This is a genomic window from Acinetobacter legionensis, from assembly GCF_048551735.1.
Lineage (GTDB): Bacteria > Pseudomonadota > Gammaproteobacteria > Pseudomonadales > Moraxellaceae > Acinetobacter.
Map to the genome: position 1 here is coordinate 162144 of NZ_JBIMBV010000009.1, position 24723 is coordinate 186866.

Below are 24723 nucleotides of genomic sequence, written 5' to 3' on the forward strand. Positions count from 1 at the left end.
GATTAAAATTCTATGAAAAACAAAATTTTATTATCCATCACCCTTATTTTTCTCATGGGATGTCATGAGAAAGCCGGCACTGAAACTAAACTAACCAAACAAGAAACTCCACAACAAGCATATACCAAAGTAGAATCCATTGAGATTCCTGCTCAGCCAGAGCCAGACCACCTCGTCAATAACCCAACACCACTCCCTCAAGGTTTTTCAGTTGATACGACACATCTTAAAAAGCCATTACTTATCGATTTTGATGGAGATGGAAAACGAGATGCTTTCCAAGTCTTAAAAAATCCCAATAAAAAGGGCATGAAATATCTGTTTGAATTTCGTATTTCGGACAGTGATAAAATTTATTATTATCAAAATAATGAAGAAGTTGATGATTTAGATATTTTTGCTAAGTTCGAAGTCGCGCCTAAAACAAATATCTATGTCGATGAAGAATATCGCTTTGGAGAAAATGGCGATATTATTGCTAACGAACAGATTGACCCTAAACATTATTTAAAGTTTAAAGGTGATGGTGTTTCAGCCAATGTACTCGAAGAAACCTGTGCTGCATCTGCTTTCTTCTTAACAGATGACAAAATGAAACGGATTTATCTGTGTTAAATCTATTTTTCATCCGCAAAAATTGCATTTGCACCAATCACTTTAGAAATCTTTACTTGGCCTTGCTTTAATAAAGCATAGATTTTTGCTTTAAGTGTTTCACTGGTAAAAGTCCCATTTAAATTCAGCAAAATGGGTTCATCACTCAATGAACCTTTACCGTGATATTCTTGATTAATATCGTTGGTAGTTGCTTGATTGACCACCACAAAATGCCCCGCAATACCAGCCGCTTGACCACAAGCTAAACTTTGTGGTGACCAATCCCCTACTTTCATCTCAGGTGTTAAAGCATAGCCTTTGCTTGCTAATATTTTCTGCTGCTGTACTGTTGCCATGGGAAAATTCAGTATTCTTTGCTGACCTTTCCAGTTTACCGCTAATCGACTCGATAAACATGATGTTCGAAAAGAACCTGCACTACCTGACTCTGCACTGTCATTAGAATCATCACATTGAGAAATAACTTGAAAAGTTGCTTCTCCACGCTGTAACAGTTTCGACTTATAGATTTTATATTGATTGGACTGCGCACTCACTGATTCAGCAAATAGACAGAGGCCAAAGAATGCTATTAAATACACTAAAAAATTGGAATATGTTTTAGACACCATCATTTTTGTACACGTCATTAATTGTTTAATCGCAAATTGATTTTATCTTAAACATTTATTTTCAACTCATTAAAACACTCAATAAAAGACCAACCATTTGAAATTTATAATAATATAACTCAGATATCCCCAAGATGTTGATTAAACCAGAAGATGAATACAAAAGCTTGATAAAATACATATTTTAAAATACAGATAATTCAATCACAAAAAAATCGATATGATTATGAAAAATATAATAATATTCAACAGTAGTGTTCTATCACTATTTTTGGGCTCGCTTAATTATGCAGCGACTCCGCAAGTACTTGAGAAAACGGCCATACAAATTTTTTAAAATGCAAAGTTTCAAAAAACCAATCAATGGAACGGTCAAAAATTTCAAAGAAACCATTTCGAATACAGAAATCAAGCTTGCAGTGTGGGTGTATGCAAAAATTGGTCATTAAGTTATTTTTTAATTTTAACTCAATCATTTATCGGTTTGTTTTTAGATTCAAATTAGACAGGCTGGGTCTAAGGTGAAACACGATAAATAAAAATCAATAATTATCAGTATCTTAAAAATAAACCAGAATATCTTATTGCATCAAGTTAGTGCATAAATTCCAATATAGTGCATGCTTTTGCTTTATATCGAGTCTTAATAATATTTTGAAATTGTTGATCTATTTTTTCTTACAGCCAAACACTTCACGGATTCAAATCGTTGGTTATACTTGAACCAATTTGTGACAGATAGCACCAAAAAGAATCGTATATGCAAAACGTTGATCTACTCTTTCTCTTGCTTGGCGCAGTGCTTGTACTCGCTATGCATGCAGGCTTTGCTTTTTTAGAGCTGGGAACAGTTCGCCATAAAAATCAAGTCAATGCACTCAGTAAAATTATTACTGACTTTTCAATCTCAGCAATCGCCTACTTCTTTGTTGGTTATTACATTGCCTATGGCCAACATTTTTTTCATACAGGTACTACGCTTTCAACTGAGCATGGCTACAATTTGATGCGTTGTTTTTTTCTTTTGACCTTTGCTGCAGCAATCCCCGCCATTGTTTCTGGTGGCATTGCAGAACGTGCCAAAATGCGTTCTCAAGCCATTGCGACCCTGTTTATTGTGGCGCTGGTTTATCCTTTTTTTGAAGGGATCGCATGGAATGGTAATCTCGGCTTACAAAAGTGGTTAGCGGATACGTTTGGTGCTAGCTTCCATGATTTTGCCGGTTCTGTTGTGGTACATGCGATGGGTGGCTGGATTGCACTTGCAGCAGTGTTACTACTTGGTGCACGTCATGGGCGCTATAAAAAAGATGGTCGCGTTAGTGCACATCCCCCCTCTTCTATTCCTTTCTTAGCACTCGGTTCTTGGATCTTAATTGTTGGTTGGTTTGGCTTTAATGTCATGAGTGCTCAACGCTTAGATGCAATCTCAGGTTTAGTCGCTATGAACTCACTCATGGCAATGGTAGGCGGCACACTTTCTGCAAATTTCTTTGGAAAAGAAGATCCGGGGTTTTTACATAATGGCCCCTTAGCAGGCTTGGTGGCAATCTGTGCAGGTTCTGATGTGGTTCATCCAATTGGCGCTTTATTTATTGGTATCTGTGCCGGTTTTCTGTTTGTTAAACTGTTTACCTATACACAAAATAAACTCAAAGTTGATGATGTACTCGGTGTTTGGCCATTACATGGGGTTTGTGGTGCATTTGGTGGTATTGCTGTGGGTCTATTTGGTCAGCAGTGGTTGGGAGGGATCGGGGGAGTATCTTTGATGTCTCAGATAATAGGTACGCTACTTGCCATTTTACTGGCTTTAGCTGGTGGATTTGCTGTATATGGTATACTTAAAGCGACTATGGGTATTCGTTTAACACAAGAAGAAGAGTTTCGAGGTGCAGATTTATCAATTCATAAAATTTCTGCAAACTCTGAGGATGCAATGTTTTAATCGTTTATACCAGCAGGTTTTATTTTTTATAAATTTTGCGGCTGAAAAGCCGCTTTTTATAGCATCTAAATGACTATACAATAATTTAAAAATAAAATTTTTAAAATAAGCTTATTCATTCTCAAGAGCAGTTACTTACAAAAACCATCTTAAAATAATCGTTGATGTTTCTATTTATTAATAGATCAAATTATAAAATTCCAATTATATAATCATTAAGCTTAGTTTAAGTTTGTTTTTTTCTAATACACGCAGATTAAAATATTTAAATTGAGCAAAACAACACATGTCTTATTGCGACTCAAATAAATTTTTCCTAAGTAACAGTTTATTGTTAGGAATATTATTTTTAATATTGTTCTTTGTCTTTCCCGTGGGTGGCGCAATCGATATGTATTTTATCCAACCGTGGATAGATAGTACTGGTCATTTTCCACTCAAGAACAATTGGTTTCTTATTGAAGTTAATCACAAGTTGCTTAAACATATTATCATTGCCTTCTATATTACAGTATTCATTTCATGGATTGCTTCTTTTAAAGTTGCGAAATTAAAATCGTATCAATGGCAATTGGGCTATTTGTTCATTGTCAGTGTTTTATCTACAGCAGTAATTGGCATTTTCAAATCCCACTCAGCTCATGCCTGCCCTTGGTCTATGACTGAGCAAACCGCTCTAGGCTATGTTTGGGATTTTTCTGCAAGCCACGGAGGCTGCTTTCCTGGTGGGCATGCCAGCACAGGTTTTTCATTGCTTACAGGTTTTTTTGTATTTAGACGATCAAATTCTAAAATTGCTTATCTTTTCCTAGCCCTAGGTTTAACACTTGGCTTGATTACGGGGTGGGGGCAAATGATGCGTGGTGCGCATTTCCTTAGCCATAACCTTTGGACAGGTTGGATTATTTTTACTTTTAACTTAATTGTGTATCGTATATTTTATAAAAAATTTACCAGATAACGACTCTAAAATTATAAATGATATATCGCACAAAATTATTTTATTATAAATGCATCTCTAAAAATACATCAGATATTTAAAAGCGAATTACTGTTACTCTGGTTTATTTGATCGCTCATCTATTTTTATTTCAATCTAAAATGCCAAATCAAGTGATGCTTAGCTATATTCATCACTAAAAGAATTACATTTTTGTCATAATTTAAATATTAAATTATTAAACCAATCTTAATTTTTACAAATTATTATATTTTGTTTATACTTGTGCCAATTTAGTAATCTTATACGTGCAAAATATGAGTAATTTTTCTAAATTTCTCCGCAATTCGCTTAAAATTCAAGACCAGAATATTCAGTCTTATCAGTTAGGTGATGGCAAAGTGTGGCTTAAAAAAGCCTCTGAACGCCACTCGGCTTGGATTTATATCCCATTAAAATGGGTTGCACGTATACTCAATATTGAAGCACTAACCCCTATTCCAAATTATGGTGGAAGCAAATCGATTTATTGTGAAGTACATCGTCTGACAGAATTAAATTCACTTGGTATTCCAACACCACAAATTTTAGCTAATTGTTCACAAGGTCTATTGATTGAAGATGCTGCTGATCACGGTGAAGATGTCATGCAACTTGATCAAGCATTGGCAAAAATGGAAGGAAATACTGCTAAAAAGCTTGAATTTTATCGTGAAGCAATTTTTGCTATTCAAGCTGTACACCAAAAAGACAGTTATTTGAGTGAGGCGTTTGCACGAAATATTTTAGTGAATAAGGACAAAGCATTTACTTTTATTGATTTTGAAACTGATCCTGGGGAAGTCCTCGAATTAGAAACCTGTCAAATTCGAGATTGGTTATGCTTTATTTTCTCCACAGCATTCCGTTTTAATGATGACGAGCTTGCACAAGCGTGCGATATCCTGATTGCAGAAATTTATCCAAGTAAATCAAAATACAACGAGATTTGCCGTATAGGAAATAAACTCAATTGGGTTGCAAATTTCAATTTGGGTAAACTTGGCAGTGATGGTCGTAGAATGCAAAAATGTTTAGAATTTTTTCAGTATATGAAGAAAAATGAGCCCCTTCCGCTAATGTAGAAATGGGATCATTTATTTTTAAGTATTTTACTTTTCTGTTTTGATATGGCACTGAATTGGGATTTTGACCAAAACACTGAGTCCGCCCAATTCTTCACTACGTGATAAAGACAGTTCACCCCCTAAATGTTGAATGGCTTTATCCACGATCGACAATCCCAAACCACTCCCCACTTCCAAGTGATGATGTACACGATAAAAACGTTTTAAGACTTTGTCATACATATCAGGATCAATTCCAGAACCACTATCCTCAATTAAAACATAAGCAAAACCATGAATATCTTCAAATACTGAAATATTAATCATGCCTGAAACAGGTGTATATTTTATTGCGTTATCGATTAAATTAAAAATGATTGAATGAAGACTATGTTCTACGCTTCTTAAAGTCACTATTTCATTACGTACAAAGCCAAGATCGATATCTTTTTCCATTGCAAGATTCATCAACTGTTCTACACAATTAAGTGCTACATCATTCAGCTTAAATTGAGTCACTTGAACTTCATGACTCAATGAGGAATCTTGCTTTGCCAAGGCAAGCAGTTGCGTTACTAGGTGCTGCATCCGTGCTAAACCTTTACTTAAATTTTTCAGATTTTCCTCTTCAGGAAACTGGCTCATTAAAATTTTAGTTTGCAGATTCAAGGCAGTAATTGGTGTACGTAACTCATGTGCAGCATCTGCTACAAACTGTCGCTGTTCTTGCTGAGCAATAGAAATTCGCTCAAATAAATGATTCATTTCTTGAATTGTAGGCAATAATTCTTCTGGATAATGTTCATTTTGAATCGCAACCAATGAATTTGAATCACGTTTTGCGAGTTCAGATTTAAAGTCTTCAAGGGGCTTTAAACTACGGCGAATAATATAAACCAAACCGAGTAAGGCAAAAGGAATAATTAATAAATAGGGAAGAAACATACTTCCAGCCAGCTCTAAAGCCAAATGCTCTCTAACTTTTTCCTGTTGACTGATTTGAATTTGAAAATTAGTGGTAGGTAAGATATAGGTAATCCAAGTACCATGCGCTGTTTCTTGGCTATAAAAACCTGCTTTTTGCTTAGGTTCAACGATGACATGATGAGGCGTACTTTGGGTTTGACTTGGGTCAGCATATGCCCAAACATCAATAAATAAATCCTCTTCATGGTAACGTTTATGTATATCAAAATGACTTTGGATAGCACGTGGATTTAATTCCACTCGCTCTGCCAAATAGACCATTTGTGCATCTAAAATTTCATTAATCTCTTCTAAAGAAATTTTATAGGCTGAAAAAACCAACACACAACCAAGTAAAATACTAAAAATAGATGTATAACGAATTAAACGTTTTCTTAAGGAAAATGCAGATTCCATGTTATTCCGCTTTTTGTGGTTGCCCCAAACGATAACCTAATCCACGAATTGTACGAATAATATCTTTACCCAATTTTGATCGGATATGATGTACATAGACTTCAATTGTATTACTGTTGATTTCACTATCAAAAGCATACAATTTATCCTCTAAATTAGATTTAGAAAATATTTTATTGGGATGGGTCATTAACGGAATGAGAATCGCCCATTCACGATTTGAAAGTTCCACTGTTTCACCTTTTAGAGTTGCAATATGCTGTTCAACATCTAAAACAATTTCACCATTTTTCAATAAATTTGATGCGTTTCCTATCACTTCTTTTGTTATATCACCTGTGCGACGTAATAAGGCATGGATACGAGCTACCAACTCATCAAACTCATAAGGCTTAATCAAATAATCATCCGCGCCTTGATTTAAACCTTCAACACGATTTTGTAATTGATCACGTGCTGAAATAATCAGTACAGGTAAACTTGAACGTTGACGAATTTGCTTTAAGACCTGCATCCCATCCATCATGGGCAAGCCTAAATCAAGTAAGACCAAATCAAATTGTTTCTCAGAAATAAGCTTGAGGCCATCTAAACCATTATTCACCCATTCCACATCAAAGCCCTGATATTTCAATAATGTTTTAGATGATTCTGCAATCATAAAATCATCTTCTATCATCAAAATTTTGGTCATGGTTTATATCCTTTCAATCAGCTTTGTACAGCACACTGGTGCAACATATTATTTTTTTGATCTATGACTTGAGTTTGGACATTTAACAAACTCAAAAGACTTGGAAATAAATTATCTTGACTCAATGTTGCCTGTTTTTGTTGATTTAAACAATTGATTTGTTTTGTTGCTACAGATTTCCAAGCATCTGAAAACCACATCACCATTGGTACATGGGTTTGTTGAGTAGGCGCAATCGCATAAGGTGCACCATGCAAATACATACCACGTTCACCTGTAGACTCACCATGGTCAGATAAATACCAAAAACCTGTGCGATAGTTTTGTTGCTGTTTTAAAGTTTCAATCATTTGATTTAGAATATGATCTGTATAGACAATCGAATTATCATAAGTATTAATCAATTCAGTCGATGAACAACCTTGTATCGCATTGGTTTCACAAGTCGGTTTGAATTTTTTGAATTCATTTGGTGCACGTTTATAATAAGCGGGTCCATGACTTCCCATTTGATGTAATACAATCAAATGCGCTTGCTTATCATCTTTTGGCAATTGACTTAAATATAGGTTTAAGCTATCGACTAAAATTCCATCTTGACATTCGCCATCTTTACACCATTTTTTCTCTAAATTTTGAGGAATTACAAACTTCTCAACGCGATCACAAGCACCTTTACATCCTGAATTATTATCAATCCACGTTACCTTGTAACCTGCGCGTTGCGCGATATCAAGCAGTCCCTCTCGATGACTTGCCAGTTGCTCATCATAGCTTTTACGAGGCATACCTGAAAACATACAAGGCACTGAAACTGCTGTTGCTGTACCACAAGAACTGACTTGAGAAAAATTAATTAGGCCCGTCTGCTTGGACAATTCAGGATTAGTGTTCTTTGCATAACCATTTAAAGAAAAACTCTCTGCACGTGCGGTTTCACCAACTACCAAAACCATCAATTTAGGTTTATGTTGTAAAGCAACATCGTCGACTAAATGTGCATCTTCACCATAACGAATCAAAGGTAGATTTTTTTTCGGTGCTTTTTTATGAAAATAAGAAAGTGTTGAAGCTACTGCATTTTGCGGAGAAATCATGCCTTTTAAATCACGATGCTCGCGAAAAATAGCAGCATAATCCACATAGAAAACAAATAATAATGCTGCAATTACAGCGAAAGAGCCCGCAATATTTATGCTTTTAAATAATAATATTTTGCCAATTTTTTCTGGTTTAATTTTTACCCAAAAAATAATGATGATGGGTAAAACAACAAATCCCAGTGTCCAAACCAAAAATTGCAAAGAAAGTAAGTCTGACACTTCACTAGGATCTGTTTGTACCATATTTTGAATTTGATCAGGCGAAATGACTACACCCAATGAGTTGACAAAATAAGCACTAAATCCACCAATGAAGACCAAGACAATTGCAAAAAATTTTGCTGTCCATTTCCAGTCTAAAATTTGTAATAATAGATTATATAAAGCAACCAGCACAAAACCTGTCGCGATCAGAAACAGCTGTGCTTTAATCCCCTGATAAGGCGTTAGAGACTGAACCTTATTTAAAAAACTAAAATTCAGGCACAAGCCTAACCACACTGCGACAATAAAATTAAAAGCAGTTAGGGAAATTGAGACTTCACGTCGTTTTATACGCTGTATTAAGTTAGACATTACTTTGGCAATACTCTTTTCAATGGGGTTAAGTTAAAAAATGAAGCTTAAACTGAACTTAAAAAGCACTTTCCCAAGCATATTGCACCACTGATCTTAATTGTAACTACCTTTAAATTTCTCACGATCTGAGAAAATTAAAATCAAATAAAGCATCTACAAAAAAAATGAGTATTATTTTATAGCCCGTAGATTATAATACTGCTTATTCCATTCACAATAATTCATTTAAAGTTAATATTTTTGAGATAAATTTATTTTAAATCCAAAAAAGTAATAATACACGAATTGATTTCTACATATTTTAAAATGGCGAAAAAGTAATTTTCTATTTTTCAAGCAATGCAAAACACATCAATATTTAATTAAAAAATAAAGACAAAACCACATTAAATCAAAGACATTTATACATAAATTAAACTTTATTAACCATACAATGTATTTTACTTTTATAATACATTGTGGGCTTATTTATTCCCAAGAAAAATTATTTAATTCAATCAAAACCTGACTAACCATAACGCTACATATTAAATATTGATCATAGCTATTATCAAAATTTAAGTTCATAATATTATGAATGACGAATCTTTTTGATCCAATATATTATAGGGATTTGACAAAAAATGCCTATCACTAAAATCAAACTTAAATAATTAAAATATCCCAATTGATCGCCAATCATGCCACTTAAGGTATACAACAACCCACTGATTGTTGCCATAATCGAGACCTGAAAGGTAAAATCTGTACCTGCATATTCTTGACGGCTATATTGCATCACTAATGTTAAAATTATGACTAAAAGCATTGCAGCAAACAGATCTTCTAAAGCATTAATCAAATAAATTAACCACGGTGCTACAAAATGAGATTGTTCATATTGAGCTGCTAACCACACAAACCCTGCTAAACTGATCAATTTCAAAATAGAAAATAGGATTAAGGCTTGCTGACGCTTTAGATTTTTTAACATTAAACTGGCTAAGCCTGCACCCAATAATGCAGAAAATGCCCCTAACATAGTGATATAAATGCCGATTTGAGAAAGGCTCAGCTGTAGATCAACCAACAAAGGTTTAGTTATTGGACCTGTAAAGCCATCGGTTATTTTGATGCTACAAAGCACAAAGAACCATGCTCTTAGTTTTTTATTGACAAAGAAATAAGTTAAATAACTTTTAAGTTTTTCAATAAAGTGCTGTGTAGCGTCATCGTGTAAATGTGTTAAAGCAGTCTTTTTCAAGTGTTTGGGTTCGTGGTAAAAGCAAATAGGGATTGTATTTAAAGCCACAATTCCTGCTAAAATCAAAAACGTACTTTGCCAACTTAACCAGTCCATTGCCCATAAGATTGCCCCGCCCCCAACAATAAATCCTAAACGAGAGCCAATGACTTGAATCATATTCCCGATATGTTGCTGATCCCCTTTTAAAATACTAACGGCTAAGCCATCCGTTGCAATATCTTGGGTTGCACCAACACTGTTCATACAGAGCAAAGCCATAAAAAACAATAATAAATAGATCGGTTCATTCAGGGATTGGATCGGTAAAAAAGATAAAATGGTCAAGATAGCAATGGTTAAAAGTTGGGTTGGAATAATCCAACTGCGATAATGCCCTTTGGAATCATGTCCAAAACTGTCCACAAAGGGCGCCCACAAAATCTTAATTGCCCAAGGGGCCATGAGTAATCCAAAGCCACCGATATGTGCCAATGACACGCCTTGTGATCGCAAAATTACTGGTAAAGCATGCGTCATAAATCCTACAGGTAAACCCTGTGCCCAATACAATGAAAATAACAACAAATAGGTGTGTCGCATGCAATCTAAACTCGAATGATGTCAGTATAAATGGGCGTAACTTGATTCTGTATGTATTGCTTTTATCTACGAATTTTGTAATATTTACATTTTGCAGATCGTTACTATTAAGCAAAAACCAAAATCAATGCAAGAGTAATCATATAAAAATACAATGTCACAAAATTTTCCAATGATACCTGATCAAGTACCTCAGCGTGGTACAAACACCAGTCGTAATATTTTTAAAAACCTTTACTTAGTTCAAGGCTGGGGATTTGAAGGTGAATTTCCCAATTTACCTAAAGCGGTGGTATTTATTGCGCCACACACCTCTAATTATGATGGTTTATATGCCTTCCTCGCGATGTTAGGTATTGGTGTTAACGTCACAATTTTTGGAAAAGATAGCCTGTTTAAAACGCCACTTAAAGTACTTTTTGAATGGATGGGTGTCATTCCTGTTCATCGTGATTCACCACATGGACTCACCCAACAGATTGTTAAAATCATACAAGAGCAAGATAAAATTTGGATTGCGATTGCACCTGAAGGTACCCGGAAAAAAGCTGAAAAAATTAAAAGTGGTTTTTATCATATTGCTATGGGAGCCAAAATACCGATTGCAATTTTCTCATTCGATTATGAGAAAAAGCAAATTCACTGCTTAGGAACATTGCAACCTACAGGAGATTATGAGCAAGATTTAGCAGAAATTTTAGCGCGTTTTAAAGGTAATTTTTCACCTAAACGGCCTAATTTTTTATCAATTCCTTTACAAAAACTTTTGAAAAATAACTAGAAAAAACAGAGACAATCTGTTCAGATGTGCAACATACATTTTGATCAAAAGTAATACTCCATGCGTTTTAAACAACTTGGTTTTATAGGCTTATTGGGTCTAGCCCTTGTTGGCTGTGACAAAACTACCAAAACTCCAACACAGACCACTGCAATTAAAGCACGTGAGCCTGTTATCGCGATTGCTTTAGGTGGCGGTGGAGCAAAAGGTTTCGCTCATATTGGCGTGCTCAAAGTTTTAGAATCACACGGGATCAAACCTAAAATTGTGACTGGAACCAGTGCCGGAAGTTTTGTTGGCAGTATTTATGCCAGTGGTAAAACACCATTTCAAATGCAGCAAATTGCACAACAATTGAAAGAATCTGATTTGCGTGATTTAACTATAAATAGCCAAGGTATTGTTCTTGGTCAAAAACTACAAGATTATATCAATCGGAATGTTGCGAATAAACCTATTGAGCAATTTCCAATCCGTTTTGCAGCAGTTGCCACACGCTTAGACAATGGTAAAAAAGCTGAATTTATTAAAGGAAATGCAGGACAAGCAGTCCGAGCTTCTTGCAGTATTCCGAATGTTTTTGTACCAGCCACAATTGGTCATACAAAATATGTTGATGGTGGTTTAGTTAGCCCAATTCCTGTCCAGACTGCGCGTGATATGGGAGCTGATATCGTGATTGCAGTTGATATTTCTGCTCGTCCAAGTGGCAGCCAACCCATGAATATGTGGGGCTTATTGGATCAAACCATTAACATCATGGGACAACAAAGTATTAACAATGAGTTGGCTCAGGCAAATATTGTTATTCAGCCTAAAGTTGGACACTTAGGTACACTTGATCTTAAGTCGAGTAACCAAGCCATATTAGAAGGCGAAAAAGCAGCCCAAGGCAAAATCATTGCGATTCAAGCTGCAATTAATAACTTTAAAAAAACACCTGCTGCATTAAAACCTGCACCACGGGCAAAATTTTAATACCGCAATAGCGGTCATATAATCAATAAAGCTTTAAAACGAGAATAATCACGTTTTTATATGCAGCACTAAAATGATCTGCTACATTGATATAGATGATCCGTCATCTATATCAATGATAATCACTCGAGTAGATGTATGAACTTTATTTTTGAACCGTGGCATTGGTTTGTACTTGGCATATTGCTGATCTTATCTGAACTTCTACTACCAGCATTTGCGGCTTTGTGGTTTGGTATCGCTGCAGTTATAGTCAGCATTTTATTGTGGTTATTCCCAAGTATGAGTTTCACCTTGCAAGTCGTTTGCTGGATTATCTTATCTATCATTTGTACTGTGGCTTGGTTTAAATTCATTAAACCCTTATCTGTAGATAAAACTAAAGCTGGGCTTTCTCGTGAAGCAACCATTGGTCAAACGGGTATGGTCATTCAAACTGGGCTTAGCCATGATCAAATTCGTGTCCGCTTTCCAATGCCTGTTTTGGGTTCTGATGAATGGAATTGCCGTACGTTATCGCCTGTACAAGTAGGTGACCGTGTACGAGTGACTGATATTTTAGGTAATGATCTAGTTGTACAACTACATTCATCATCTTAATAATGAAGAATAAAGAGGAAAATTAAATGGGTTTTGGTTCTATTGTTGTTTTAGTCTTATTTCTATTTGTGGCTGTGACCATTTTCAAAGGTGTCCGTATTGTTCCTCAAGGTTATAAATGGATCGTACAACGCTTAGGTAAATATCACATCACACTGAGTCCTGGTTTAAACTTCGTCATTCCATATGTGGATGAAGTTGCTTATAAAGTAACCACAAAAGATATTGTTCTAGATATCCCATCACAAGAAGTAATCACACGTGATAACGCTGTATTAGTGATGAATGCCGTGGCCTATATCAATTTAACCACACCAGAAAAAGCCGTGTACGGTATCGAAAACTACACTTGGGCAATTCAAAACTTGGTGCAGACTTCCCTACGTTCAATCGTTGGTGAAATGGACCTAGATGATGCATTGTCATCACGTGATCATATCAAAGCGAAATTAAAAGCAGCAATCTCTGATGATATCTCCGACTGGGGCATCACACTAAAAACTGTGGAAATTCAAGACATTCAACCATCACACACGATGCAATCAGCGATGGAAGCCCAAGCAGCAGCCGAACGTCAACGTCGTGCAACTGTAACCAAAGCAGATGGTGAAAAACAGGCCGCTATTTTAGAAGCTGATGGACGTTTAGAAGCTTCTCGTCGCGATGCTGAAGCTCAAGTTGTATTGGCTGAATCTTCACAGCGTGCTATTGAAATGGTGACCTCTGCTGTAGGTGATAAAGAAATACCTGTTGCCTACTTATTGGGTGAGCAATATGTCAAAGCTATGCAAGACATGGCCAAATCCAATAATGCCAAAACGGTTGTGTTACCTGCGGATATTATGAATACGATTCGCGGTGTGATGGGCAGAAATTAATTCTGAAATTTAAAAAATTGCTCAAAATAGGCAACCGATGTGTTGCCTATTTTTATCTTGAAATAGGTTTTTGCATTAACATGCCCATAAGGTCTGATTCAGTAATATAATTCGCGATTGAATAAGCCCAAACTTCACACATAGCACACCCTCAATTGGTCTTGTTTCAACCGAGCTCTATTCCAACGTGGAAATATCTCCACTTAGTTTGGTTCTAATACAAAGTGGTATGCCTAATCGGAGCGGTAAACAAGGTAGCAATCAAACCTATTCAGATGCGACTATTCAATCTTTCAATCTTATTTGATGATTAAATCCTTATTCTAATTGTCTTTAAGTATGGGCACAGGCTTTGTTTAAAGCTTGATTAAATTATGAGGGTTTGATTAAACAGCTTTAGATTTTTTCACTATTTTTAGAAGACAAAAGTATATTGAGATTACGATTCGCTATTAAAAAGTCATTGTATACTTCACCTACTTTTAAACATGAGATGCCAGCTTCACAAGATTTAAAATTTTCGTTGATCAAATAAGGTGAATGGAAGCCTAAGCAACAATAAGCTGAATATCGACCCAATGGCATAAGCTCCATAGAGGTATCAATGCTAAAACACTACAAATAATATTAGTGATTTACTCTATCAGACTCCACCAAGTGAACAACTCAATTCCATCTATACTGATGGAGCTTATGATACTAAAAGCTGCTAACGGGTGATTTCAGACAAATTGGCACATATGGTGATCCCTAAGAAAAAATGTCAAGCCTTGAAAAAATACAAAAACTTGCTCATTAGAATGCAATGAGCTGCTTCGAACAGCCAAACATTTAGGTAGGATACTATGGAAAAATGGTCAGATTACCCTCAGAGAAGTTTAGTAAATACCAAGATGCACTGCATAAAATTTTTTGGCGACAAACTAAGCACAAGGAACTTTCAAAGTCAGGTCGTTGAAATCTATGTACCTTGCGCATTAATAATGCTCGTGTATTAAATAGATTCAGTGAATTAGGTAGAACTCGCACCCGAATTGTGGTCTAAACTTGACTTAGGCAAAGGAATTTAGACTTTCGAATCTTTGTGCAACAAAGCCTATTCAATTGATTACCCCACATTGAGGGGGATTCATCAAATTTAAATGATTCAAAAATATTTCTTTAGTGCTGAGAGATAAATAAATCACCGCATTACATTAAGTTTAAATTGTAACCTCATAAATTTTTTGTATTGTCGCTTGGATTGAGCGTTTAAATCAATTTTACAGGTAATGTTCCACTTTCATATATGAAATTAACAAAAATCCTTTTTGCTAAGGTGACAAACCTGTATTTAAAACAATCTTAGTACTCATGTCTCCATTCATAGCGATATCATGTCGAATTAAACTATGAAAAAACAGTGTTAATCTATCTTATCTAGGTACTCTATTTAAGTACTACTGATGAGCATTACTTTATTGAAAATCTGATTTAGCTTTTTCTTGCCAATAAAAATTGAGAAATTTGATTCAATTCCTGAGCATCCTCACCAAAATATTCTAAGGCTTTAAATGCTTGGTCATGTAATTGTTGTGCATAAATTTTGGCATTGTCTAATCCCATTAAAGCAGGATATGTCGACTTATCTACTTGTTGATCTTTACCTGCAGTTTTTCCCAAAGATTCAGTATCAGAAACCACATCTAAAATATCATCTTGCACTTGAAATGCTAATCCAATCGCTTGACCATATTGACGCAATTGGGGAATAGCCTGATCTGTACCTACAAAAATTGTCACAGCAGACATCATAATTGCAGCTTGGATTAAAGCCCCAGTTTTATTAAGATGGATACTTTCTAAATGCGCTTGATCAACATGCTTACCTTCAGCCTGTAAATCTAAAACCTGACCACACACCATTTTTGAACTGGCTGTTGCTAAAATTTGCATTTGCTTAAGAATAATGCTCTGTTCAACGGCTTGACCTTGATCAAATAGACGACTCCCTAACACTTCAAATGCCATTGATTGCAGAATGTCTCCTGCTAAAAGCGCTGTATCTTCACCAAAAGCCACATGACAAGTTGGCTGCCCTCGACGTAACAAGTCATTGTCCATACATGGCAAGTCATCATGTGCCAATGAGTAACAATGAATAAACTCAATCGCAACCGCAGCTCTACGCACAGCTGCAAAATTTGGATTATTTGCTTTTAAATGTGCTGTTGCGTAACTTAAAGCAGGTCTAACTCGTTTTCCACCTAACATCACCGTATGATGCACAGCCGATTTTAATGGCTCTGGCAATGAAAAGGCATCTAAAGCAACTTGTAAATCTTGCTGAATTTGTACTTGCGCTCGTTTTAAAATTTCTGCATTTACATTGGGAATAGAAGTCACATCTGCCTCGGTTTGTACGAATCTCTAAAACTAAAAAATCAGAAGTTTTAGATGAATTGGTAAATTTGATGAGTCAGAACATTCTACTATGAGTTACTATAATTCTCATCTCTTAATTCCAATAGGATCATTTGAATAAGTTCAAGATATTTACAACTCATTTTTTAATAGAAACAGCGAGTTTTTTCCCTTTTCTTTAGCAGCTCGTACTGCAAATTCTAATTTTTGTAAAACATCAATCTCAATCTGTTTTTTTTGTAGATCTAAATGATAAATTCCTATAGACGCAGTAAGGTATTCGTTATTATTGCCAAATAATATCTTTTCATTAGTAACTGCAAATTTAAGCCTTTCAGCAAGTGTTACAACAGCCCACTCTGTCAGGTGTTCAATCACAATAACAAAACTTGCTGAATTTAAGCGAAAAATTTCGGCTTCTTCAGTTTGAGCAATCGCTTCATTTAATACAGAACCTAACTGTATTAAGACCTCATCACCTGCCGTATAACTATTCAATTGATTAAATCGCTTGAAGTTATCTAAATCAATTTTCAGGAATGATAGATACGTTTCATGGCTTTTTTGCCAAACTCTATTTAAATAATGCTCAAAAGCAAAAGCATTTTGTAAACCTGTGACAAAGTCTAAATAGAGATGATCATGCAATTTTTTATTATTTTGCAAAAGTACATTTTCACGACGCTTCAAACGCGTTATATCTGAGCAAACCACCACAACTCGTTCAATCTCATCATATTGATTACGTATTGCTTTAAAATAAGAAAGATAAAATTTTCCTTTTACATAGAATTCTTGTTCAAAATAGTTATTTTTCTTTGCAAAATAACGCATTGCTTCATGAAAATGTGTATAGACTACAGTTGAAAATGTATTCAGTAACTTGTCAAATAGATAAAGTGCGTCACTTTCATAAATATCTGCAAACTTTTGATTTACCCCCAAAAATCGTGCTTCTTGATCAAATAATGCAATAGGCAAAGGAATTTGTGAAATAAAAGAAACCAGATGTAATTTATCGATGTCTTGTAAATATTCAAAAACTTTGATGTCTTCAAGGCTATCTCGTAGTTTTTTAGACTCTTGTTCCATACGCCACCTCGAAGCCAATAAATTTTAATCTATTGAAATCAGCATTTAATGTATTAATTTTTTACAACAGCAAATAATCAAAATTGCTATCTCATAAAGTAAGTATGATAAAATACTGCAAACATTTTGCCACACACAATACAAAATTAGTACTTTTATTGATATAAATCACAAAAAAATAAACCTTGCGAGCGCAAGGTTATTAAAATTTCAACGTAAAAATTACTTAAGTAGAAATTAGAACGTATATAAATCTATCAAAAACTATCTGCTGGCACCCGAACCCAGCCCTCCATCAATACACGTGCACTACGACTCATCATTGCTTTCTTGACAATCCATTGCCCTTTTTCGTTCAAAGCCTGTGCCCCTACACGAAGTGTTCCAGATGGATGTCCAAAGCGTACCGCCTCACGCTCACCACCTCCTGCGGCTAAATTCACTAAGGTATTTGGAATTGCTGCTGCCGTACCAATTGCGACTGCAGCTGTTCCCATCATGGCATGATGTAATTTACCCATTGATAATGCACGTACCAATAAATCTGTGTCCGTTTCACTCACTTGTTTACCACTCGAAGAGGTATAGCTTTTAGCTTTGGATACAAATGCAACTTTAGGAGTATGCTGACGATTTATCGCCTCACTGATGTCTTTGATTAAACCCATTTTTACAGCACCATACGCACGGATTTTTTCAAAACGTGCTAATGCAGCGACATCACTATTGATATCTTCTTGTAGTTCAGTTCCGTTGTAGCCAATCTCTTCAGCATTTAAGAAAATTGTAGGAATACCCGCATTGATCAAAGTTGCTTTAAATGTACCAATTTCAGGCACATCTAAGTTGTCAACGACATTACCTGTAGGGAACATGGCTCCACCATCTTCACCATCATCGGCGGGATCTAAAAATTCAATTTGAACTTCTGCAGCAGGGAAAGTGACACCATCCAATTCAAAATCACCCGTCTCTTGAACTAGACCCTGTGTAATAGGAACATGAGCAATAATTGTCTTATGAATATTGGCTTGCCAAATCCGAACCGTACAAATGCCATTCTCTGGAATGCGATCAGTAGCAACAAGACCATTACTAATTGCAAATGAACCAACAGCTGCAGTTAAATTACCGCAATTACCACTCCAATCTACAAACGCTTTATCAATAGACACTTGCCCAAAAAGATAGTCAACATCATGATTAGGTTGCGAACTTTTAGCCAAAATAACTGTTTTACTGGTACTTGAGGTTGCCCCACCCATCCCATCAATTTGCTTTCCATAAGGATCTGGACTACCTATGACTCTAAGTAATAACTGATCACGTGATTGCCCTGCTATTTGTGCACGTTCAGGTAAGTCATCAAGCTTAAAAAAGACACCTTTACTAGTACCACCACGCATATAGGTTGCTGGGATTTTGATTTGTGGTGCAGAACTCATTTTTTCGTATTCCTTTAAATTCTCTTTGTTGTATCAAATAATGAATCATCATTCAGTTTTATAGTACCCTTTTTGGAATGAAAATACTGATAAATTAACTCAAATATTCAATAAATCTTGGCACAAAGATTAAAAGTTAAACAGTTTAAATATGGTTTGAAAATTATTACTTATGATTATTTTATTGAAAATTAACAAAAAAATTAAAAATCCTATTTTTTGACTTCACAGTTCCTTCCCATACATCCATCGTATACTAGGCTAAAAGTAACCAATCTATTACAATAATTAAATTCGCATAAATAGAGTTGTACACATTGAGCAACGAGTCTACACAATTACAGCGTGGACTTAAGAATCGTCATATCCAATTGATTGCCATGGGTGGCGCAATTGGTACAGGATTGTTCTTAGGTTCAGCACATGTGATCGAAAAAGCTGGGCCATCCATTATTTTGGGATATGCCATTGGTGGTTTGATCGTTTTTTTAATTATGCGTCAGCTTGGAGAAATGATTGTACATGAACCAGTAGCTGGTTCTTTTAGCCATTTCGCCAATAAATATTGGGGTAAATTTCCTGGGTTTTTAACAGGTTGGAACTATTGGATGCTTTACGTCCTAGTTGCAATGACTGAATTAACTGCTGTTGGCAAATACATCAATTATTGGTGGCCTGAAATTCCCAATTGGATATCTGTACTGTTCTTCTTTGTTGTGATTACACTGGTAAATCTAGGAAATGTAAAGTTTTACGGTGAATCAGAATTTTGGTTATCCATTATTAAAGTCACTGCGATTGTTGCAATGATTGTGTTTGGTATCTATTTAGTTCTGACCGCAGATGTAAGTTCAGGTATTGCTTTTTCAAACTTATGGTCACATGGCGGGTTTTTTCCAAATGGATTTGACGGCTTATTTTATATGCTGGCTTTCCTTATGTTTGGTTTTGGTGGTATTGAATTAGTTGGTATGGCTGCTGCCGAAGCCAAAGACCCAGAAAAAACGATTCCTAAAGCAATTAATCAAGTCGTTCCTCGTATTCTCATCTTCTACGTAGGCTCAATGATTATTCTTTTGTCTTTAGTTCCATGGAACCAATTGAATTTTGGTGGTTTAGATAAAAGCCCATTCGTTATGGTCTTTAGTATGATTGGGATTGCATGGGCAGCTCATCTGGTTAACTTTATTATCTTAACTGCGGCACTATCTGTTTATAACAGTGGTATGTATGCCAATAGCCGTATGCTTTATGGTTTAGCAAAACAAGGCAATGCACCTAAAATCTTTACTAAAACCAATAAACATGGTGTTCCAATTCCATCGGTATTACTTTCTGCATTTTTAATTTTGGGTTGTGTACCTTTAAATTATTATTTACCAGAAGATGCCTTAAGTCATTTGATGTATGTGGTCGTTGGTGCTTTAGTTTTAAACTGGCTTATGATTACACTCACCCATTTGAAGTTTAAGCGCGCTCTACGTTTGACCAATCAAACCAGTAAATACCCCGCACTCTGGGCACCTGTTAGTAATTTCGTTGTAATTATTTTTATTGGTATCGTTTTATATATCATGTGGGATCAAGGATTTAAAGAGTCAGTATTGATGATTCCCGTATGGATTACACTGATGTTAGTCTTGTTTGATATTTTAAATCCAAATGAAATAAAGACCGAAGAAAAATAAATCCAACGTAAAGCTATTATTTAGATAATAGCTTTTTTTTCATATGTATATACGGTAAATTATTGACTTATTGTGCCCTTAGCTTAACTGGATAGAGCAGTTGCCTCCTAAGTGACAGACGTGGGTTCAAGTCCCGCAGGGCGCACCAATATAGATTATAAGAAGATATAACATAGTATATTAAGCTATTCAGAAGTATTGAAAATACTGAGCTTTTATAATTTAATAGTCTAAGATAGTTTATATTAATCCAGCGTTTTTAACGGTACTTATAACGGTACCACTTAAATACCGCTATATATGGTACCGCTAAAATGGCTAGAACCGTTGTACCGCTAAACGATACAAAGATTAAAAAGGCAAAATCTGAAGATAAGAACATAAAACTTTCAGATGGTGGTGGCTTGTATCTACTTATTGATAAAAACAACAATAAGTTTTGGCGATTTGATTACTACCGCCCTTATTCCAAAAAACGAAATACAATCAGCTTTGGTATTTATCCAGAAGTATCACTTGCAGATGCACGCGCACGCAGGGATGAAGCTCGCAGTCTTTTAGCTCAAAACCTAGATCCTCATGAAGAAAAGAAACGTATTGCTTTAGAACATGGTGACTCTTTAAAAAATACTTTCGAGTTTGTGGCCAGAGAATGGTTAGCAAAACAAAAATTTGCAGATTCAACTTATAAGAAGTCTGAGAGTTTATTTAATGTGATTTTTGAAGGTATTGGAAAGAAGCCAATTAACAAGGTCACGCCGGTTGATGTTTTAAATATTTGTCGAATCTATGAAAGACAAGAAAAGTTTGAAACTGCTAAAAAAGTAAAAGTTAAGTGTGGTCAAGTTTTAAGATATGGTGTTGCCACTGGCTTATGTGAACGTGATGTCACTCAAGATCTTCGTGGCGCCCTTACTACTCCTGTTGCTGAACATATGGCAGCCATAACCAATCCAAGCGAATTTGCTATTCTGCTAGATGATATAGATCACTATGAAGGTACCATCATCACCAAAACTGCATTAAAGATTGCCCCATTGGTTTTTGTTCGACCAGGAGAGCTTCGCCATGCAAAATGGAGTGATATAGATTTTGATGAGAAAATTTGGTCCTATACCCCGCCTAAAACAAAAAGTAAGACCGGCGTTGAGCTTATCGTTCCATTGTCAGATCAAGTTATAGATCTACTTCAAAAGATTCACCCAGTCACCAGCAATCAAAGTGATTATGTATTTCCAGCTGTCACATCTAACTCAAGGCCAATGTCTGAAAATACGATCACTCAAGCACTGAGAAGATTGGGCTATCAAAAAGAAAAAGTTTCAGGACATGGGTTCCGCGCTTCTGCACGTACAATGCTTGAAGAAGTACTTCAATTTCCTGTTGAGATTATTGAAATGCAGTTAGGCCATCAGGTACGCGACATGCATGGCCGAGCATACAATCGTACTAAGCATTTAGAAAAACGTCGGCAGATGATGCAAAGATGGTCTGATTATTGTGATGAGTTGAAATTAAGCACCATAAAATAAAACGTCTTATTCTGACGCACCCTTGTTTATCCACAGTTTTTAAATTTGAATTTAAATTACTAGAAAACTATCATGAATTTGATTTTGTAACGATATCAAAATAATGAAAGAAAGGATTATCGCGCTCATCGACATTAATAATTGCTATGTGTCATGTGAGCGCTTGTTTCAGCCTAAGTTAAACAATAGACCTGTCATTGTACTAAGTAACAATGACGGCTGTGCTGTTGCACGGTCCCAAGAAGCCAAGGATCTTGGCATAAAAATGGGTGTCCCACTTTTCCAAATCAAAGATATAGTAGAAAAGCACAATGTAGCCGTTCTATCGAGCAACTATGCAGTCTATGAAGAAATGTCACATAGATTCACTGCAACAATAAAATCATTTGTCAGTGAAAAAGATGTTGAAGTTTATTCTATTGATGAAACCTTTGTTGAGCTTACAAGCTATGCAAATCAAGATTTAAATGTGCTTGTAGGAAAAATCAAAGATGCCCTTTTGATGTGGCTAGGCTTGCCAGTTTGTATTGGTATAGGTCGAAGTAAGACAGAAGCTAAAATGGCAAATCATATTGCTAAGAAAAATAAACACTTTCAGGGAATTTGTAATCTTGTTGAGATAGACCCTTGTTCCAAAGAAACGTTATTTCAAAATATAGATGTTGGGGAAATATGGGGAGTCGGTCGCAAGCACTGTAAAAAATTACACTCACTAAATATTAAAACAGTATTTGATTTAGCTATTGCAGATCCAGCGTTTATTCAGAGTCAGTTTTCAGTTGTGATAAAGCGTACTGTATTGGAGTTGCAAGGCACAGCATGTATTGAATTGGAAGAAGTTGCACCTGATAAAAAGCAGATAGTTTCTTCAAGATCCTTTGGGCAACAAGTCTCAGATAAAGATGCATTGTCTGAAGCCATGAGTTGTTATATACAAGGTGCTGTTAAAAAATTGAGACGACAAAATGGTTTGACTGGATGCGTTATAGCTTTTGCACATTCAAATCCATTTGATACTAAAATGCCGTTTTACAAAGCATCTGTGAGCGTTTCATTTCCTGAGCCAACTGATTCGGCAGCGGTAATCATTAAACACATACTTAGGCAAATTGATAAAATTTATAAAGAAGGCGTGGATTTCAAAAAGTGCGGTGTGATTCTGACTTGTATTGAATCGAAGTCGAGATATGTACCTGATCTTCTAGCAGATCATGATGCTATTCAAAGGAATGACAATCTTCAAACCGCTTTAGAACAAGTAAATGAGAAGTTTAGTAAGAAATTAGCGATTGGGCCATGTCTGTTGAAGGATAGAAAATGGAGCATGAGTCGAGGGAAATTGACGCAGAATTATTTTAGTTTAGGTGGTTTATTACAAATTAATGGGTAGAATAGCTCAGTCTTATTTTATTTAAAATCAAACATGAACGCTGATATTAAAAGAACACTTGTTGATACTTTTGGAAGAACTTTATACGTATTTGTTATCTTTTTTTTCTTTATTTTTATTCTTTATCTTCACAATGAAGTGCCCGAAGCATTAAAAGAAGCTTGTACAGCAAGTCTATCTTTTTTATCGGCACTTGCGACTTTAGGTGCTGCATACATTGCCTCAAGATTATATAATGATTGGAAAGTAGAATTTAATAAAAATACTGAAAATGAATACCTTAAGTCTGCTCTTGAATATATAAGAGAGATTCAAGTCATAGAGAAACAATGTAGAATTGCGATGGATCAATCTGATATTGTTTTAAAATATGGAATATTAAAATGTCTAGATAATATTACACTAGATAAAAATAATAGCAAGTTAGTCTTGTTATTAAATGAATACTGCAATTTATTCAAAGATTCTGATTTTAAAAAGATTATCGAATCTTATAATGAATTTGGGTTGGAATATACATTTATATTATCAGCAATAAAAAACATGCTTCAAAATGTGGAATTAAACCAGACCAACTTAAATACTTTTGAAATCCTTCTTAATTCGACAGTTCAAATAAATGGAAAAAATTACATATACAAAAATATTTTTAATGGTATTGATATAACCAACATACAAAATGAAATATTTAAAAGGGTTTTCGTTAAATAATTGTTTGCTTAATCAAAGCCCTCACTCAGAGGGCCACGCCTCTCTCAATCTTTCTGCATCAGCCGCGTGTCCATCAGCGGCTTTTGCCACTTCTTGATATTCTGTGATGCAGTTTTCGAGTATGTCACTGTTGGTATTGGTATACTCAATGATGGTTTCTTTGGTAGCACTGGACAAACGGCTGTTTGCAACTTTGAGTTGCTTTGACAAGCTGTCAGCATTGGACTGAGCAAGATCAGCGTCAGACTCAATTTGTTTAATTTTAGCATTATAGTTTTGCTCCGCTTTTAACTGTTGTTCAGACCATTGTTTCTCTTTGAGTGCTGCAGAAGCTTTTGCTTGTTCCGCCAGTGCTTTTGCTTCCACAACTTCGGTTTTGTATTTTGCATTCAATAATGTGTATTCATTTTTAAAGTGA

General features: G+C 35.4%; 21 protein-coding genes, 1 tRNA gene and 1 pseudogene. 14 read left to right on the plus strand and 9 right to left on the minus strand.

From position 1 onward, the window contains the following. The first annotated feature begins 12 nt into the window (after positions 1–12). Positions 13–615, plus strand: coding sequence for a hypothetical protein (locus ACG9ZL_RS10350; RefSeq protein WP_419359939.1), 603 nt, complete (start codon positions 13–15; stop codon positions 613–615). 2 nt (positions 616–617) lie between these two features. Here the strand turns inward: ACG9ZL_RS10350 and ACG9ZL_RS10355 are convergent, their stop codons facing one another. Continuing rightward, entirely contained in the window at positions 618–1232 is a 615-nt protein-coding gene (locus ACG9ZL_RS10355; protein WP_419359941.1) for a hypothetical protein, read from the minus strand. Positions 1233–1989: 757 nt separating this feature from the next. Between ACG9ZL_RS10355 and ACG9ZL_RS10360 the strand changes: the two genes are divergently transcribed. The 3 genes from ACG9ZL_RS10360 to ACG9ZL_RS10370 all read left to right on the plus strand — a co-directional run bounded on the left by ACG9ZL_RS10360 (position 1990) and on the right by ACG9ZL_RS10370 (position 5241). Continuing rightward, positions 1990–3177, plus strand: a complete 1188-nt coding sequence (locus ACG9ZL_RS10360) for an ammonium transporter (RefSeq protein WP_336952805.1) — start codon at positions 1990–1992, stop codon at positions 3175–3177. A gap of 286 nt (positions 3178–3463) precedes the next feature. Then, entirely contained in the window at positions 3464–4138 is a 675-nt protein-coding gene (locus ACG9ZL_RS10365) for a phosphatase PAP2 family protein (protein ID WP_336952807.1), read from the plus strand. 296 nt (positions 4139–4434) lie between these two features. After that, positions 4435–5241 carry a BUD32 family EKC/KEOPS complex subunit gene (locus ACG9ZL_RS10370; protein ID WP_336952808.1) on the plus strand — a complete coding sequence of 269 codons (807 nt, stop codon included), beginning with the start codon at positions 4435–4437 and terminating at the stop codon, positions 5239–5241. Positions 5242–5268: 27 nt separating this feature from the next. Here ACG9ZL_RS10370 and ACG9ZL_RS10375 read toward each other — a convergent pair whose 3' ends face one another. The 4 genes from ACG9ZL_RS10375 to ACG9ZL_RS10390 all read right to left on the minus strand — a co-directional run bounded on the left by ACG9ZL_RS10375 (position 5269) and on the right by ACG9ZL_RS10390 (position 10807). Then, the gene (locus ACG9ZL_RS10375) at positions 5269–6606 is read right to left on the minus strand and encodes an ATP-binding protein (RefSeq protein WP_336952810.1); all 1338 of its coding nucleotides are present in this window, start codon (positions 6604–6606) and stop codon (positions 5269–5271) included. Position 6607: 1 nt separating this feature from the next. Then, complete coding sequence (locus ACG9ZL_RS10380; protein ID WP_336952811.1) at positions 6608–7300, minus strand: response regulator transcription factor; 693 nt, start codon at positions 7298–7300, stop codon at positions 6608–6610. Positions 7301–7317: 17 nt separating this feature from the next. After that, a complete protein-coding gene (locus ACG9ZL_RS10385) occupies positions 7318–8979 on the minus strand; it encodes a phosphoethanolamine transferase (RefSeq protein WP_336952813.1) in 1662 nt (553 codons plus the stop codon). Between the two features lie 574 nt (positions 8980–9553). Next, on the minus strand, positions 9554–10807 hold the full coding sequence (locus ACG9ZL_RS10390) for an MFS transporter (RefSeq protein ID WP_336952815.1): 1254 nt from the start codon (positions 10805–10807) through the stop codon (positions 9554–9556). A 154-nt stretch (positions 10808–10961) separates the two neighbouring features. Here ACG9ZL_RS10390 and ACG9ZL_RS10395 point away from each other — a divergent pair, with 154 nt between their 5' ends. The 5 genes and pseudogenes from ACG9ZL_RS10395 to ACG9ZL_RS10415 all read left to right on the plus strand — a co-directional run bounded on the left by ACG9ZL_RS10395 (position 10962) and on the right by ACG9ZL_RS10415 (position 15089). Beyond that, complete coding sequence (locus ACG9ZL_RS10395) at positions 10962–11588, plus strand: lysophospholipid acyltransferase family protein (protein ID WP_419359943.1); 627 nt, start codon at positions 10962–10964, stop codon at positions 11586–11588. 60 nt (positions 11589–11648) lie between these two features. After that, positions 11649–12566, plus strand: a complete 918-nt coding sequence (locus tag ACG9ZL_RS10400; RefSeq protein ID WP_336952819.1) for a patatin-like phospholipase family protein — start codon at positions 11649–11651, stop codon at positions 12564–12566. 138 nt (positions 12567–12704) lie between these two features. Further along, positions 12705–13166 (plus strand): NfeD family protein, encoded by a 462-nt coding sequence (locus ACG9ZL_RS10405; protein WP_336952821.1) that lies wholly within the window; start codon positions 12705–12707, stop codon positions 13164–13166. Between the two features lie 26 nt (positions 13167–13192). Next, on the plus strand, positions 13193–14044 hold the full coding sequence (locus ACG9ZL_RS10410; RefSeq protein WP_336952823.1) for an SPFH domain-containing protein: 852 nt from the start codon (positions 13193–13195) through the stop codon (positions 14042–14044). 117 nt (positions 14045–14161) lie between these two features. Continuing rightward, positions 14162–15089: pseudogene (locus ACG9ZL_RS10415) on the plus strand (IS5 family transposase). Between the two features lie 428 nt (positions 15090–15517). Here ACG9ZL_RS10415 and ACG9ZL_RS10420 read toward each other — a convergent pair. From ACG9ZL_RS10420 to prpF, 3 genes are all read right to left on the minus strand, one after another. Beyond that, positions 15518–16429, minus strand: a complete 912-nt coding sequence (locus tag ACG9ZL_RS10420; protein ID WP_419327596.1) for a polyprenyl synthetase family protein — start codon at positions 16427–16429, stop codon at positions 15518–15520. Positions 16430–16579: 150 nt separating this feature from the next. After that, on the minus strand, positions 16580–17539 hold the full coding sequence (locus ACG9ZL_RS10425; RefSeq protein WP_336952827.1) for a sensor domain-containing diguanylate cyclase: 960 nt from the start codon (positions 17537–17539) through the stop codon (positions 16580–16582). A gap of 257 nt (positions 17540–17796) precedes the next feature. Then, positions 17797–18984, minus strand: a complete 1188-nt coding sequence (gene prpF, locus ACG9ZL_RS10430; protein ID WP_336952829.1) for a 2-methylaconitate cis-trans isomerase PrpF — start codon at positions 18982–18984, stop codon at positions 17797–17799. Between the two features lie 317 nt (positions 18985–19301). On the opposite strand from prpF, the gene ACG9ZL_RS10435 reads away from it, so the two are divergent. The 5 genes from ACG9ZL_RS10435 (at position 19302) to ACG9ZL_RS10455 (ending at position 24305) form a co-directional block, all read left to right on the plus strand. Continuing rightward, positions 19302–20672 (plus strand): amino acid permease, encoded by a 1371-nt coding sequence (locus ACG9ZL_RS10435; protein WP_336952831.1) that lies wholly within the window; start codon positions 19302–19304, stop codon positions 20670–20672. 72 nt (positions 20673–20744) lie between these two features. Next, positions 20745–20820: transfer RNA gene (locus ACG9ZL_RS10440), tRNA-Arg, on the plus strand. A gap of 166 nt (positions 20821–20986) precedes the next feature. Then, positions 20987–22204 (plus strand): tyrosine-type recombinase/integrase, encoded by a 1218-nt coding sequence (locus tag ACG9ZL_RS10445; RefSeq protein WP_419359946.1) that lies wholly within the window; start codon positions 20987–20989, stop codon positions 22202–22204. Between the two features lie 103 nt (positions 22205–22307). Next, entirely contained in the window at positions 22308–23594 is a 1287-nt protein-coding gene (locus ACG9ZL_RS10450) for a Y-family DNA polymerase (RefSeq protein WP_419359948.1), read from the plus strand. Between the two features lie 33 nt (positions 23595–23627). Beyond that, positions 23628–24305, plus strand: a complete 678-nt coding sequence (locus ACG9ZL_RS10455) for a hypothetical protein (RefSeq protein WP_419359949.1) — start codon at positions 23628–23630, stop codon at positions 24303–24305. Between the two features lie 21 nt (positions 24306–24326). On the opposite strand, the gene ACG9ZL_RS10460 is transcribed toward ACG9ZL_RS10455, so the two are convergent. Continuing rightward, on the minus strand, positions 24327–24723 hold a 397-nt coding region (locus tag ACG9ZL_RS10460; RefSeq protein WP_419359951.1), incomplete at its 5' end, for an efflux RND transporter periplasmic adaptor subunit.